The sequence below is a fragment of the Luteibacter mycovicinus genome (assembly GCF_000745235.1).
GTDB classification, from domain to species: Bacteria; Pseudomonadota; Gammaproteobacteria; order Xanthomonadales; family Rhodanobacteraceae; genus Luteibacter; species Luteibacter mycovicinus.
On record NZ_JQNL01000001.1, the window covers coordinates 1,066,505 to 1,081,991 of the forward strand.

Genomic DNA, 15,487 nt, shown 5'->3' on the forward strand with positions numbered 1-15,487 from the left:
GAAATCCTCAGTTCGACTTCAGCTGCCAGGCGGGCTGCACTTGAGCGGCGCGCCAGGTCGGATAGAAAGCGGCGATGATCGACGCGGCGATCGACACCACGAGCGTGAGCAGCACGAGCATCGGGTCCAGTGTGGCCAGCCGGGCGATGGGCTCGGGGAAGACCAGTCCCACGCCGAGCACACCCAGCCCGGTAAGAATCAGGCCCAGGACGCCCCCTGCGACGCCGATCGTGCCCGCCTCGATCAGGAACTGCGCGTAGATATGCAGCCGTGACGCGCCCAGCGCCCGGCGAACGCCGATTTCAGGTGCCCGACGCATGAACTTCGCCAGCAGCAGGCCGACCGTGTTGACCAGGCAGATCACCAGGAAGCCCAGCGATACGACCAGCGACACCTGCGACTCCGGCGGAACGACGTTCTGCACCGACAACCAGTCCATCACGTCACGCACGCGCCCGTTGGGTGCCCAGCGAAAACGGCCAGCACGTTGTTGTTCGGCGCCATAGCCGGCGATGTACTGACGGTAGGACTCCGCCGCGGCACGGGTCGGCAGCTCCGCCCAGAGCGACAGCCAGATGCACTCGGAACGCAGATAGTTGTCCCAGCCTTCACCGGGATCGGCGACACAGTTGTTGTTGCCACTATTGGGCAGTTTGAGATCGACAGCCCGGTTGAATGGCACATACACCGAGGCGCCATCGTTGAACCCGCTCGTATTGGGCACGTCGAAGAACAGCGGCTGCGGCGCCCAGTCCTGGATCACGCCGCTGATGCGGAACAGATGGCCATCGATGTTGATCTGCTTGCCAACGCTCTGGCCGCCGTCGAACAGCTTGTCGTTCAGCGTCTTCGAGATCACAGCGACGCTGGCATGGCGCTCGTCGTCGTCCAGCGTCCATGCCTGTCCCTGGATGAAGGGCACATCGAACATCGGGAAGAAGTCGGCACCTGTCGCGTACGCACCTTCGCGCACCGGTAGACGGCTCGGGTCTTCCGGGATCACGGAAATGCCGATCGGATAGGTCACCGTCTGCCGTTCGGCCTTGTGTGCCCGCAGCAGCGCCATCGCGTCCTGGTACGACAATGCCGGGGGTGGCTCGCCCTTCTCCGTATTCTCGGGACCCCAGTTGTCGACCTGCACGTTGTAGAGCACGGCCGACTTCTGTGGAATCGGATCCCGCGACGTCGCGCGGAACACCGAGTACGTCGTCATCGACGCGGCCACGCCGAAGCCGATGGCCATCACCATCAGTGCGGTGAGGACCGGGTTGCGCCGCAGGCTGCGCATACCGAGTTGGAGGTAGTAACTGAACATGGACGGATTCCCCCGGAGAAGCGGCGGTACGATCAGGAGTGGGCGACGTTGGGATGCGAGTGGAAGCGCGGTTCTTCAGCGAGGTCGACCACCTGGCCGTCGATCACGTGGACGTTGCGCTGCGCGCGTGCGGCGAGTTCCGGATCGTGAGTCACCATGACGATGGTGGCGCCTTCACGGTGGATCTCTTCCAGCAGTTCCATCACGCCGCGGGCCATCTGCGTATCGAGGTTACCGGTCGGTTCGTCGGCCAGAAGAAGACGCGGTGAGCCGGCGAGTGCGCGGGCGATGGCGACACGCTGCTGCTGACCGCCGGAGAGTTCGGCCGGGTAATGCCTCGCGCGCGAGGCCAGGCCGACACGCTCGAGCGCGTCCATGATGCGCTGCTTGCGCTCGGCGGCTTTCATGCCGCGATAGCGCAGCGGCACTTCGACGTTGTCGAACACGTTGAGGTCGGGGATCAGGTTGAACGCCTGGAAGATGAAGCCGATCTTCTCGTTGCGGATCTTCGAGCGGGCGTTATCGTCGAGCTTGCTCACTTCGACGCCGTCCAGGTGGTACTCGCCACCGGTGAACGTCTCGAGCAGGCCGGCGATGGTGAGGAAGGTGGTCTTGCCCGAGCCGGACGGTCCGGTGACGGCCACGAACTCGCCTTCCTTCACATCGATGTTGAAGTCGCGCAGGGCGTAGGTCTCGACGACTTCCGTGCGGTAGACCTTGGCGAGATGGTTCATCTTGAGCATGACGTTTCCCTCGGTGGATGAATGGTTGGAACGGTTAACGGCTGATGGCGATGTGCTTGGCGGTGCCAAAGGTGTCCGCCCCGGAGATGACGATCTTGTCGCCCTCCTTCAGGCCGTCCAGAATCTCGACCTTGTCGATGCTGCTGGCACCGACACGGATATCGCGACGATCGGCCATGCCGTCGGCCACGACGTAAGCGTAGCGGCCGGCGCTTTCGTCCACGAACGAGCCGCGCTCGACGGTCAGTACGTTGTCGCGTTTGTCGAGCAGGATACGCACGGACATGCGCTGGCTCTGGCGCAGCTGCTTGGGTGTATCGCCGTCGAAACGCAGTCGCGCCGCGACTTCGCCATTGACCACCTCGGGCGAGATCGCGCTCACCTTCCCGTCCCACACCTTGCCGTTACCGGTGATCTCACCGGGCATGCCGATCGCGAGGTCGCGCGCGAAGCTCTCCGGCACTTTCATCTCGACTTCGAGGGCGGACAGATCGATGACGCTCAGCAGCTGGGCATCCTTGGCGACCGTGGCGCGCTCGGCGATGAACAGCTGACCGACCTGCCCGTCGACGGGCGACTTCACGTTGAGGTCGTCGACCTGGCGCTCGAGGTCTTTCACCAGCAGCAGCTGACGGTCGTGGGCCAGCTTCTTCGACTGCACGTCGAAAGTCAGGCTGTCGTTATCCGTCGCCAGGTCGGACTTCGCGTGCTTCGTGGTGATCGCCGCCTTATCCAGCGTGGACTTGGCCTTCTCCACTTCGGCGGCCGGCACGGCACCCTTGTCGAACGCGCTCTGGTAGCGCTTGAGGTCACGCTCGGCGGCGGTCTGATCGATGGTCGCGTTATCGAACGCCTTCTGCAGCTCGGAGCGCTTCTTCGTCGCGTCGATCTGCGCGCGCAGGAACTCCACTTCCATCGCATCGGCCGCCGACTGCTCCTGCGCGAGCTTGCTGGTGAGTTCGGGGCTGGTGATGACGGCGAGCGGCTGATTCTTCGTCACCACGTCGCCCGCATGCACTTTCAGCACGACCGCACCGGCGGACGCGGCATACATCGTCGGGCTCACGGCGGCGACCACTTTGCCTTCCGCCGCGATGTCGCGAACGAAGGGGCCACGGGTGACGGTGCCGAACGAGAGGCGCGAGGCGCTGACCGACGAATCCGCGGAGAACATCGTCGCGACCTTCGGCGCCGCGAAAACGAGTGCGGCCATGACCACCACGCCCGCGCCACCGAGCAGCAGTTTGCGCCGATGGCTCGGGCGGACTTCGACGAGGCGGTCCTGTGCGGAGGTGTCGCGGATCATGTTGGGTATCCCTGGTGATTTCCAGGGAGTAGCAGCAAGCGGCGTGCCAACACGAAATACTAAATCAGATCATAGCCTTGCAAGGAATCCGGCGTGTGAGACGTGTGTCCGCGGACAAAGTGTCCGGACACCCGCGGGTGGCGGACACGTCCGCGCGAGGCATCAGCCAGCGATGCCCACGGATTCGGACATCGCGATATCCCGCGCCACACCGTGGCCGAGCGTGGATATGCATGCGTCGCGCGCACCAAGCACCGTGAAGCCACTCATCCGTCGGCGGGTGAAGGTGAGCACGCGCGCGCGCGATGCACGCAACCATTCGCGGTTCGGCGATCGCCGCGCCGGCGCCGCGATCGGTGAGGCGTCGGCGAACAGGCCATCCCAGGCGAGGTAGTCCGTGTCGGGCAGCAGATAGATGCGGGCGACGGTGTCGCCTTCGGCGCTGACGCAGTCGATCCACTCGCGCGGCCCTTCCGCCGTGATGGCGCAGGTCAGGCCCACGTAGCGGGCGACCAGCAGTGGCGCCAGATCGGCCGATTCCACGAGGCAGCCGTCGGCGGCCGGCGCGCTGAGCGCACAGCCGGACAGCGGCGGTGCCAGGTACAGCACACCGCCCAGCTGCCCCAGGCCCTCGAACAGGGTCCGCGGTGCCAGCGCCAGCCAGCGCGTGGTCGAGGTGGTACGGGCGCGCGAGAGCACGCCGAAGGACGATAGCCAGCCGAACATGTCGCCTCCCGGTATGGGACGAGGAACGGAGGCCTGGCTTGCGCGGTCCGGGGAGGTCCCGCGTGGCTTGGCGTCGGGGAGAAGTGCGCTTACTTGGTAAGGATCAGCTTGTCGTTGCGAGTCAGGCGCAGGTGGTACTCGCTGCCCTGGTGCTCGATGACGAGCTCACGCGAACCGTCGAGGAGGTTCTTGCTCTCGATGCGCCGCGTCGCGACGGGGGTCGCCATGCGAAGGGGTACGACCTTGTCTCGGCCGCCGTTGTCGGTCAGGGGAAGCGTTCTCAGCAACATGGTCAGCTCCGCGGTTGAGGGTGCGGAGTTGATGATAATGATTCTCAATTACCTGTCAACAGGCAATGGGGTCTCTGCTGAGAAAACGCCGCCCGACGGCGGCGTCGTTTCAGCCCTCGCCGGCGAGCCGCGGGGCGTCGGCAAGCATCCCGGCCAGCGTCCGCTCCAGTTCTTCGAGGTCCGGAATGATCGCGGTGTCGTCCCGGACGAGCACCCGCGCACGCACACCGAACGGCAGGTCATGCCCGTCGTGGGTCGGCAACAGAAGCTCGGCATTGAGCGTGGTCAGGCGCGGGAAGCCGTGGGTCACCACGGCGATGTACGGCAGCCCTGCCGTATTGCCGAGCGCCTTCAGCACGGCGACGCGGGCGGCCTGCGGCGGTGCGTCGTCGGGCAGGCGGGCCACATGGTCGAAACGCACCAGCGGAATGCTCCAGCCACGCCAGGCGATGCGCCCCAGCAGCCAATCGGGCGCATCGGCGACCGGCTCGACGCCAGCCAGGGTAATGACTTCCGCCACCGCGGCGTTCGGCAGCAGCAGGCGTACGCCCGCGCTGGGAATCAGGACGCAGCGGATCTCTCGCGGTAACGGCTCGCTCATGGGAATTCCTCGATCAGTTTCTGCGCCAGCGCCGCGACGTCGCCGGCATAGGCCGCCACACGCTCTTCGCGGATACCCGCGACCATGTGGCCATGCGCCTCTTCCACCGGCACGCTTTCCACCCAGACGCGACCGCCGGCGTCATAAACCGCCTGCGCTCCCGCCACGGCATCGTTCCCGCGACCGGCGAACACGATGGCCAGCGCGTCGCCACCGAACCCGCCGGCCAGCGTGCTCAGGACACCGTCGATCGACGGGCCCGCACTGCCGGTCGCGCTGGCGTCCTCGCGCACCGTGACGCTGCCGTCGCGGCGGATCTGTACGTGCGACCCGCGCGGCACCACCAAGCGCTCGCCGTGGGCCGTATGGTCCTGCTCGCCGGCGATTCGCAGATCGCCCAGACGACGCGCGAATGCCTGGGTGTCGTCATGATGCGCGACGACGAGAAGCACCGCGGGAAGACGTGCGGGGACCGCGGCCAGGAACGCGGCGATCGACGCTTCGCTTTCGCCTGCGCCGCCGAGGGCGATCACCCGGCGCACGGCACGCGAGCTGCCTTCGAGGAACATCTCGTGAGAGAACTCGCCATCGGTGCGCGGCGCGATGGCTTCTTCCATCGAGACCAGTTCGAGCGTGAAGCCCGCCTCGATGCCGTGCGTCCCGTCGTCGACGATGTCCTGTGCGAGGTATTCCGCAGCCGTGAGCGTTTCGATACCGAACTCCGAAGCGGGCGGGCGAGCCACCGTTTCGGGCACGACGGCGTCGTGGTCGATCAGGTCCCATTCGGGCGCCGGGGGCGGTACGTATTCGGTGGCGCGGCCTTCGATCTCCAGCTTCGGCGTGCCTGCCTGCGCCGTGCCCGGCAGGGCATCGTCCTCAGGTGCGAGCGAGAACTGGCTCAGGTCGAATTCGCGTTCCGGTGCGGGCGACGGCGGCGGCGTTTCGTCGATGACCTCGAAGCCGGACAGATCGAGCGACGCCAACTCGGTCAGTTCGACCGGTGCGGACGGCACCTCGTCCAGGCCGTCCGTGCTGATCGCGGAGGCATCGGTGTCGGCCAGCAGCGCTTCGAGTTCGGCGGCGAGCTCCGTCGGATCGGCCCCCTCACCGTCGTGTTCGCCCGTGGCGGACAGCGTGGTCGAAAAGGCCAGTTCGTCGGGCACATCGTCCTCGACACCCGGCACGGCATCCATCGACACAGGCGCAGGCTTGTCGACGGATGCCATCGGCTCCTCGGGATAACCGTGCGTACCCGTGATGGCCAGGTCATCGACCAGGGGTTCGTTGAAGGTCTCTTCGGCCGGTGCGGCAACGCCGGCCATCGCGACCACACGCGGTTCGATGGCTCGGGCGTCTTCGGGGCGTGGCGGATCCATCGGTGACACGCCGACCAGCTTTGCCGCGAGATGCCGGGCCCAGCGGGCGCGGTCCCAGCCTTCCAGCGCGCGGCTCACGTCCGCATCGTTGAACACCAGGCGCGGATGTCCGCCTTCGACCGTGTCGTACAGACGGTCGAGGTCGTCATCACTGGGGTCGTCGAGGTCGACCACGACCACATCGGCCGACGAACCGACCAGTTCGGCGGGCGCGAAGGCACGAAGGTCCGATTCATAGACGATCGTCGCGCCCTGCTCGACCAGCGCGTCGCGCAGGTGTCCGGACAGCGCTGAGTCGTCGAACAGTAACGCCACCAGGGGCGCACGATCACCCATGGTGAACTCCGAGCACATCGTTGATCTGGATGACCAGATCGTTTTCCTGATACGGCTTGCCGATGTAACGGTCCACGCCGATGTCGAACGCGCGCTGACGATGTTTGTCGCCGGTACGCGAGGTGATCATGATGATGGGCACGCCCGCCAGACGCTCATCGGCCTTCATCTGCGTCGCCAGTTCATAGCCGTCCATGCGTGGCATCTCGATGTCGAGCAGCATCAGGTCGGGCACGCGCTCATTGAGCTTTTCGAGCGCGTCGATACCGTCCTTCGCCGTCATCACCTCGAACTCGTGACGCTCCAGCACGCGGCCGGTGACCTTGCGCATGGTGATCGAATCGTCGACCACCATGACCAGCGGCTTCACGCGGATCTCGTCCTGCGCGCGCGGTGCGTGCGGGATGGCCGCCTCGGCTTCGAAGGCGCGGCGAGCCATGCCATGACGCACCAGGGGCGCGAGGTCGAGAATCATCAGCACCGAACCGTCGCCCATGATCGTCGCGCCGAGGATACCCGGCACCGAGCTGACCTGCGGACCGACCGGCTTGACCACGATTTCGCGCGAGCCGAGCACGGCATCGACACGGATCGCGGCACGCAGGTCGCCCGAGCGAGCGAGCAGCAGCGGAATATCGCCCTCGTCCGGCGACGCGACGATATGCACGCCCAGCAGCTGCGGCAGGTCGTGGATGGCGAACTCTTCACCCAGATAGTCGAACGCGGGCTGCTCGTCGGCCATGCGGTGGGCAAGCTCGTTCGGCTCCACACGCGCCACGCCGTTGACCGAGGTCATCGGGATGGCGAAGTTCGTTTCACCGATGCGCACGATCAGGGCCTGGGTCACCGCGAGGGTGAACGGCAGGCGCATCACGAAGGTCGTACCGCTGCCCTTCTCCGATTCGATCGCCAGCGTGCCGCCGAGCTGCTTGATCTCGTTGGCGACCACGTCCATACCGACACCACGACCGGCTACCTGGGTGACCTTCTCCGCGGTGGAGAAGCCCGGTACCTGGGTGAGCTGAAGGATCTGGTCGTCGGAAACACGGGCATCCGGACGCAGCAGGCCGCGCTCGATCGCCTTGGCGCGAATGGCATCGCGGTCCATGCCGGCACCGTCGTCGGACAGGCGTACCACGACCTCGGTGGCTTCGCGCGCCACCTGGATACGCACCGTGCCTTCCGGATGCTTACCGTTGGCTTCGCGAGTGTCCGGTGTCTCGATACCGTGGGCGACCGCGTTACGCAGCATGTGCTCGAACGGCGCCTTGATACGGTCGAGCATGTTGCGGTCCATTTCGCCGTTGGCGCCTTCCACCACCAGCTGCGCCCGCTTGCCAACGTCGTTGGCGGCCTGGCGGAGCGTGCGGCGAAGGTTGGGCACCATCGCGTCGAACGGCAACATGCGGGTCTGCATGAGACCTTCCTGCAGTTCCGCGTTGACCCGCTGCTGCTGGAGCAGAAGGTTTTCGGACTGACGGGTAAGCTCATCGAGGATCGTCTGCAGCGAGACCAGATCGGATACCGACTCGGCCAGCGCTCGCGAGTACTGCTGAAGCTGCGAGAAGCGATCGAGTTCGAGCGGATCGAACGTCGCCGATCCGGTATCGCGGTGTTCCTGGTGGTAACGCGCGATGATCTGCGCTTCGGTTTCGATTTCGAGCATGCGCAGCTGGCTGCGCAGACGGCTGACCGTCTGCTCGTGCTCGGTGAGCGTCGAGCGGAAGCTGGCCGTCTGCTGTTCCAGGCGCGAGCGGTAGATCGACACTTCGCCGGCGTGGTTCACCAGCGTGTCGAGCATGTCCGCGCGGACACGGATCTGTTCCTGCGACGCGCGCTGCAGTTCTTCTTCCTCGAATTCCGGCAGCAGGTCCGGCAGTTCGTGGTCGAGGACAGGAATGACTTCCGGTTCCGGCAGGGGCTCGGTCGCCGGGATGTACTCGGCGGCCTCGCGCTCTTCACGGTAAGCCTCGGCGGTCAGCGTATCCGGTGCGATGGGCGCGCCGGCCAGGCGTGCGAACGGCTCGATGTCGGCATCGCTGAGCGCGATCGCGCGGTTCTGCGCGATGCTCTGGATCATGCCGTGCAGACGATCGAAACCGACTTCCATCGCTTCGATGGAGGCGCGGTCGCTTTCGCGCTGGCCCGTGGCCACCGCGTCGAGCAGGGCTTCCATCGCATGCGCGAAGTCGCCGACCGGCGCCAGGCCAGCCATGCGCGCACTGCCCTTCAGCGTGTGCAGATCGCGCTGCAGCGAGGTGACGTGTTCCGCCACCTGCGGCTCGATGCGCCATGCGGCGAGCGCGCCGTCGGCGTGATCCAGAATCTCGCGGCCTTCCTCGACGAACACCTCGAGCAGGTCGGGATCGATATCGGCATACGGCGAAAGCTCCGGCACCAGGGCCGGTGCCGGCTCGTCCACCGGCGTATGCACCGGCGCGGCGACCGGTTCATGCGACTGGTCTTCGATGAGAACGGGCTCGGCCACGGCGGGCTCGGCCACGTCTTCCGGCTGAGCCACGTCTTCCGGCTCGGCCACTTCGTCCGGCTCGGCCACTGCTCGCGGCTCAGCGGCTTCTTCCGGCTCAGCCAGCTCGAACGATGCTTCGGACTCCGCCATGTCAGCGGCGTACGGCGCTACTTCCGGAGCCTCGGCCTGGTCGACAGGTATTTCCTCGGCCACCGGCTCGAAGACGGGCTCGGTGGGAGCCGACTCTGCCGGCGCGTCGGGACCCGCCGACGCCAGCGGATCGGGATCGACAAACGAATCCTCTTCCGACGGCGTCTCGTCGATCACTTCATCGTCGGCGGAAACGACCTCCCCGACACGCGAATCCTCGACACGCGGTTCGACGAGGCCATCGTCGGTATGCGGCACGTCACCGTCGTGCGACATCGGCTGCGGCAATGCTTCCGCTTCGGCTTCGGCGTTGGCTTCCGCTGCCGCGTCGACCGACGGCCCGGCCGGCGTCGTCGCCGCGGCATCGAATCCCTCCACCAGCGCGCGCCAGGCAGCCGCTTCGTCGACGTCGTACTTCGCGATCGGCTCGACCACGCCTTCCGGTTTGTCGACCTCGAAACGTTCGAACGAAGCGAGCAGCTCGGCCGTGAGATCGTCCGTGCTGTCGATCGGCTCGACGGGCGCCAGCTCGATCCCGGGAATGGCCTGACTGTCCGTCTCGGCGTCGATGTCGGCCTGAAGCTCGGCGAGCGTCAGCTCCTGCTCTTCGGACGTTTCGGATTCAGGCTCCACGTCGGCGACGACGTCGGCTTTCGTTTCGACCGCGGGCGGAGCGGCAGCCTCGAGCTCGGCCAGCTCACGGGCCAGCATCGCTTCCAGCTCGGCTTCGAGATCCCCCGGAGCGGCAGCATCCTCTTCCACGCTGTCGTCGGCGAGGGTTTCCGTGTCGAGCGACGACCCGGAGGCCACGTCGTCTTCCGGCAAGACCTCGTCCACGACCGGCGGCGGGACGTCGTCGACGACGTTCGCAACGTGCGGCACGACGTCTTCGATGTTGTCGATGTTGTCGATGTCGGCGACGACCGGCGTCGCGGACGCCGCGTCGACGGGCGTCTCGTCCAGCGGCAGCGGATCGGGCTCGTACAGGATGTGCGCGACCGTCGCTTCGGGCTGTTCGTCGCGCATGGCGATGATATGTGCCGCCAGCGCGGCCACGTCCGGTACGCGCGGATCCGGGGTGTCGAACTGGTCCATCACGTGATCGACGAGATCGGCCGTATCGGTCAGCGCGTCTACGCCTTCGACACGCAGCGGCAGGCCGCTGGCACGAACGCGCTTGATCAGGCCTTCCAGCGGTGCGAGCACCTGGATGAGCACCGGGATGTCGACCATACCGATGGCACCGTGCAACGTGTGCACGGCACGCAGCAGCGCGTCGTCGACAAACAGTTCGCCGTCGCCGGCGCGGGCCAGGTTGGCACGAATGATCGTGAGGTACTGGGCCACCTCGGTACGCAGGATGTCGAGCAGCACGGCGTCGACCGGCGGCAGCGGCGGCGCGACATACACCGGCTCGCTCGGCGCGGCTTCGACGGGCTCGGCGGGCGTCTGCCCGTAGCTGGCGAAAGCGGCGGTCGGCACGGCGGCGATGGTGTCGCGGGGCACGCGACGCTTCACCTTGGTGCGGACCTTCTGTACGGAGCTCTTCGCGACATCTTCCACGAAGGCCATGTCGCCCATCGCGAGGCGATCCGCGGTTTCCATGATCGCGGCGATCGGCGCACCCGGCGTGCTTTCGCCTTCGAGAGCGGCCTTCAGCTGCGGCAGCGCATCGATGGCATGACGGACCAGCGCCTGCACGCCCGGATGCGGTTCGATGCTCTTGTCGAGCACGCGGTTGAGCGTGTTCTCGACCTTCCAGGCGAACTCGCCCAGAAGACGGGCGCCGACCAGACGACCGGAGCCCTTCAGCGTATGGAACGAGCGACGGATCGGAACGAGCGACTCGCTTCTTTCCGGATTGGCCAGCCACGCGCTCTGCGCGGCGCGGAGATTGTTGATCTCTTCCTCGGTTTCTTCGAGGAAGATCTCGCGGATTTCGTCGTCGATACCGTCGACCGTGATCTGGAAGCCGGCGAACTCGGCATGGCCTGCGCCGCCCACTTCCTGCTCGATTTCTTCCTCGATCTCGACCCAGTCTTCCTCGCCCGCGGCAGCGGCGGGCTCCGCAGCGGCCGCGACCGGCGACGTCGCTTCAGGCGCCGTCGCTTCGGGCGCGGCGACCGCGGCGGCCGCGGCGATTTCCGCCTCGGTCGGCGGCTCGTCGACCAGATCGAACGATTCCGCAAACGTCGATACCGTTTCGCCCGCATCGACGCTGGTCGACGGCACGGCGATGTGCTCGATCGCCTCGCTTTCGATGCGCTCGATCGCGGCTTCGCCCAGCGGCTCGGCTACGTCTTCCTCAGCGGTCGGCAGCGGCCAGTAGCCGAGCTCGGCCAGGCTCTGCTGCGTCACGTCCAGTATGTGCTCGAGGCCACCGCGGTGTTCGCGGGCGGCTTCGAGGTAATACTCGAGCGCCGCCAGTGCATCGGCAAGGCGATCCATCTGCGCGCCGTTCGGCACGCGGCGGTCGCCGAGCAGTTCACGATGAATGAACAGGCCAATGCCGTCGGCGAGTTCGCCGGGGCGCGGAGCGCCCAGCATGCGCATCGCGCCGCCGATTTCGGCCATCAGCTCTGGCGTACCGTCCAGCTGGGCGTGATCCCAGGACGACTCGACGAAGGCGACGATCGCGTCCTTGACCTTCGACGTGTTGCCCGTGGCTTCGCGCATCAGCGTGGCGAGAATGTGGCGTGCTTCGCTGCGCGGAAGCGGCGACGGACCGAGGTCGGAAACGACCTGCTCCTCGCCCTCGGCACCGAGGCGTTCGATGTGGTCGTCGAGCGAGGCTTCGACGTAGAGCAGCGCACCCGCGACATCGAGCAACGACTCTTCGTCGGGATCGCGCGCACCGGTGGCGATTTCGCCGAGGATCCGGCGCTGTTCGCCCACCACGCGGCGCGGCACACCGAGCGCAAGCATGCCCAGCGTGTCACCGACACGATCGAGTACGTCAGCCTGCGGGCCGAGCTGAGCGGGATCGCCATCGGGGCGACGGAGGAACAGATCGAGCGATTCCTTCACGCGCAGCAGGTCTTCCTTGATCGCCACCGACACGGTGTCGAGCAGCGCGCGGTTGTGACCGGACATCGAGCCACGGGCATGCTCGACCTCGGCCGCCTGCGGCAGCAAGCCGTCGAGGCGATAGGTCTGGCGCAGTTCTTCGAGGCGTTCGCTGCCCGGCTTGGCCTGCGCGACGTAGTACAGCAGCTTGCGTGCGAGTTCGTCCGCATCGCCGTTGAGCAATGCGTCTTCGCCACCCTCCACCAGTTCACGGATGGAACGGTCGACGCGGCCGATCAGCTGGCGCACGTCCTTTTCGTGGGCGCGCAGCACGCCACGCTCGAGGCCCTCGAGCACACCGGCGGCGATCCACCACAGGCGACGGCCGGCGATGGTGTAGCAACGCGCGGCGATGCCGTCGAGCGTCGCACGCATGCCGAGCAGCTGACGTTCGTTGCCCTGTCCGCGGAACCAGGCCAGCAGCTGCTGCTGGAAACGCACGCGCAGTTCGGCGATCTCGGCGCGATGGCTTTCCGCCGCCGCGGGATCGTTCGCACCGGGCGCAATGGCCGGCAGCATGGTGTCGAGGTTGGGCGTGAACAGTGCCGACTCGTGCAGCGACTGCTCGCCACGGCTCGAGCGAAGATCGTTCAGCAACGGCAGGAGCACGATGGGCACGTCGCGGTGACCGCTCTGCAGACGCTCGAGGTAGTCGGGCATCTGCATCATGCCGCGCATGAGCGCGGCATAGGCGTCGTCGCGATGGGCCACGCGATCGTCGATCAGCGCGGCGACCAGCTGCTCCATTTCGCCGACGACCATCGCGGCGCCGTACAACTCGACCATACGCAGCGTGCCGTGGACCTGGTGAAGGTCCGCGGCACAGGTGTGCATGACGTAGGCGTCGCGGGAGTCCTCGACGTAGGACTCGAGGGCCTGGCGTGCCTTGGACAAGGCGTCGTCGAGCTCCGCCTTGACCCAGTGCAGCGTAGTGAAATCGGTATGGTCTTGAAGTCTCACTGCATTAGCCCGGCAGCTTGAAGTTCGCGACGGACAGTCGCAGGTCGTTCGCCAGCTGTGCCAGGTTTCCGATCGACTCGGCCGTCTGACTCGCACCCAGCGAGGTCTGCGAGGTGATCTCCTGGATGACGTTCATCGTCGCCGAGGTATCCGTTGCCGCGGCCGACTGCTGGCGGGCAGCGGCGGAGATGTTCTGAATCAGTGCGGACAGATCGTTCGAGACGCGCTCGATGTCGCCCAGCGCGGTACCCGCGTCCTCGGCCAGTCGCGCACCCGCCACCACCTCGGCGGTGGTCTGCTCCATGGAGCTGACCGCCTCGTTGGTATCGGACTGAATGGTCTGGACCAGCGTTTCGATTCGCTTCGTGGCGCTGGCGGAACGTTCGGCGAGTCGCTGGACTTCGTCCGCGACGACCGCGAAACCGCGACCCGCTTCACCGGCCGACGCCGCCTGGATGGCTGCGTTCAACGCGAGGATGTTGGTCTGCTCGGCAATGTCGTTGATCAGTTCGACGATCGAGCCGATTTCCTGCGAAGACTCGCCCAGTCGCTTGATTCGCTTCGAGGTTTCCTGGATCTGGTCACGGATCGAGTCCATGCCCTGAATCGTTTCCCGCACCACTTCCGCGCCACGCGATGCGATCTGCACCGAGCGCTGCGCCACGTCCGCCGACTCGGCCGAATCCTTCGACACCGTATCCATCGAGGTGGCGATCTGGTTGATGGCGGAGGTCGCCGAGGTGATCTGCTGCGCCTGCTGTTCCGCCGCGTCGGCGAGGTGCATCGCGGTGGCCTGGGTTTCCTGCGCTGCCGCCGAGACCCGCACCGCCGTTTCGTTAATCGTGGTGACGAGGTTGCGCATCTCGTCGACCGCGGAGTTCATGGCGTCCGCGATGGCGCCCGTGATGTCCTCGGTCACCGTGGCCTTGATGGTCAGGTCGCCTTCGGCGAGCGAGCCCATCTCGTCCAGCAGCCGCATAATCGCGGTCTGGTTACGCTGATTGAGTTCGGACGTGGTTTCCAGGCGGCGACGCTGATCGCGCACGAGGTTGTAGACCAGCAACAGGGCGAACGCCACCGCGCCGATGGCGCCGATCAGGCCCCACCATACGTTCGGGAACAGGCGGGTCAGCGGCAACCTGGCGATCTGGTCGGCGGACTCGTTCGCACGCAGCAACACGGTCTGCGAATCCAGCGACGCCTGGTTACCGGCGCGCTTCACGTCCTGCAGGTTCGGCGACGCCGAGACCAGCTGGGTGACGGGATCGACCAGGTCGCCCCACGACGTCTGCATGTCGGTCAGGATCTTGTGTGCATTGCTGTCGGAGATGGCACGGACACCGCCGTCCGGGTTGCCATCGATCAGGCCCTTGAGCACCGAACCGTACAGCTGCGCATCGCGCGACAGGCCGTCAGCGGCGGACTGCGCACCGTCGCCACCCTGCAGGATTTCCTGCACGCGGCGGATCATGCGGTCAGCCATGAGCATCCAGCGCGCGATGGTGAAAGTCTGCTCCACCGAAGCGTTTTTCTGCTGGACGATGTTGAGCACCTCGTCGGTACGCGCGTTCAGCAGCGGCATCTGCCTGGAGAACAGATCGGCGCGCTCACCCGACGACAGGACGAGGTCTTTATTGGAGAGAATCTTGCCGATGTCCGCGTCGAGCTGGTGCCAGGCGTTGGCCAGCGCGCCCACCGAGCGACCGGCCTGCGAGCCGTTGTCGTCCGCGTAAGCTGGCATGCCGGTCTTGTCGTCGCCCTTGACCAGGCGTTGCACCGCCGAATCGATCGTATTCCGGGTGGCCGACAGTTCGCGGAAGGAGTCGCGGTTGCCGTCGGATGCCTCGAGCGCGTACTTCGCGGTCTGCTGCGAAAGCACCTGAACCTGGGTCGTCAACGCGATGGCTTCGCGATCCTCACCGTTCCTGGTGTTCAGCCACCAGAAGTCGACCGACGCCAAACCGATCGCCAGGAGAAGAAACACGATAACGATCGTGTAGCCACGTTCCCGGCCTGCGCCGCCTGCTGTCGTGCTCATATCTACCTCACCCAAACCTGGCAAAGCTAGCCACCGGCGCCTCGAGGCTGCCGGCAAGACGAAGCGACCGAAGTGATCGCCCCCCCGTTCCCAATGCGAAAGCGGCCAAG

General features: G+C 66.2%; 9 protein-coding genes. All 9 read right to left on the bottom strand.

Annotation, left to right across the window (positions count from 1 at the left end; genetic code table 11):
* Positions 1–7: 7 nt before the first annotated feature.
* Positions 8–1,315 carry an ABC transporter permease gene (locus FA85_RS04855; protein ID WP_036111318.1) on the bottom strand — a complete coding sequence of 436 codons (1,308 nt, stop codon included), beginning with the start codon at positions 1,313–1,315 and terminating at the stop codon, positions 8–10.
* Between the two features lie 32 nt (positions 1,316–1,347).
* Positions 1,348–2,058 carry an ABC transporter ATP-binding protein gene (locus tag FA85_RS04860; RefSeq protein ID WP_036111317.1) on the bottom strand — a complete coding sequence of 237 codons (711 nt, stop codon included), beginning with the start codon at positions 2,056–2,058 and terminating at the stop codon, positions 1,348–1,350.
* A 34-nt stretch (positions 2,059–2,092) separates the two neighbouring features.
* A complete protein-coding gene (locus FA85_RS04865) occupies positions 2,093–3,364 on the bottom strand; it encodes an efflux RND transporter periplasmic adaptor subunit (RefSeq protein ID WP_036111315.1) in 1,272 nt (423 codons plus the stop codon).
* Between the two features lie 162 nt (positions 3,365–3,526).
* Positions 3,527–4,090, bottom strand: coding sequence for a hypothetical protein (locus FA85_RS04870; RefSeq protein ID WP_051943389.1), 564 nt, complete (start codon positions 4,088–4,090; stop codon positions 3,527–3,529).
* An 89-nt stretch (positions 4,091–4,179) separates the two neighbouring features.
* On the bottom strand, positions 4,180–4,317 hold the full coding sequence (hemP, locus tag FA85_RS04875; protein ID WP_051944201.1) for a hemin uptake protein HemP: 138 nt from the start codon (positions 4,315–4,317) through the stop codon (positions 4,180–4,182).
* 172 nt (positions 4,318–4,489) lie between these two features.
* Entirely contained in the window at positions 4,490–4,981 is a 492-nt protein-coding gene (locus FA85_RS04880; RefSeq protein WP_036111313.1) for a chemotaxis protein CheW, read from the bottom strand.
* On the bottom strand, positions 4,978–6,693 hold the full coding sequence (locus tag FA85_RS04885) for a chemotaxis protein CheB (protein ID WP_036117236.1): 1,716 nt from the start codon (positions 6,691–6,693) through the stop codon (positions 4,978–4,980). The genes FA85_RS04880 and FA85_RS04885 overlap by 4 nt, the downstream gene beginning before the upstream one ends.
* The gene (locus FA85_RS04890; RefSeq protein ID WP_036111311.1) at positions 6,686–13,339 is read right to left on the bottom strand and encodes an Hpt domain-containing protein; all 6,654 of its coding nucleotides are present in this window, start codon (positions 13,337–13,339) and stop codon (positions 6,686–6,688) included. Before FA85_RS04890 ends, FA85_RS04885 begins: the two co-directional genes overlap by 8 nt.
* A gap of 4 nt (positions 13,340–13,343) precedes the next feature.
* Positions 13,344–15,377: a methyl-accepting chemotaxis protein gene (locus FA85_RS04895; protein ID WP_036111308.1), complete on the bottom strand. Its 2,034-nt coding sequence runs from the start codon at positions 15,375–15,377 to the stop codon at positions 13,344–13,346.
* Positions 15,378–15,487: the final 110 nt, after the last annotated feature.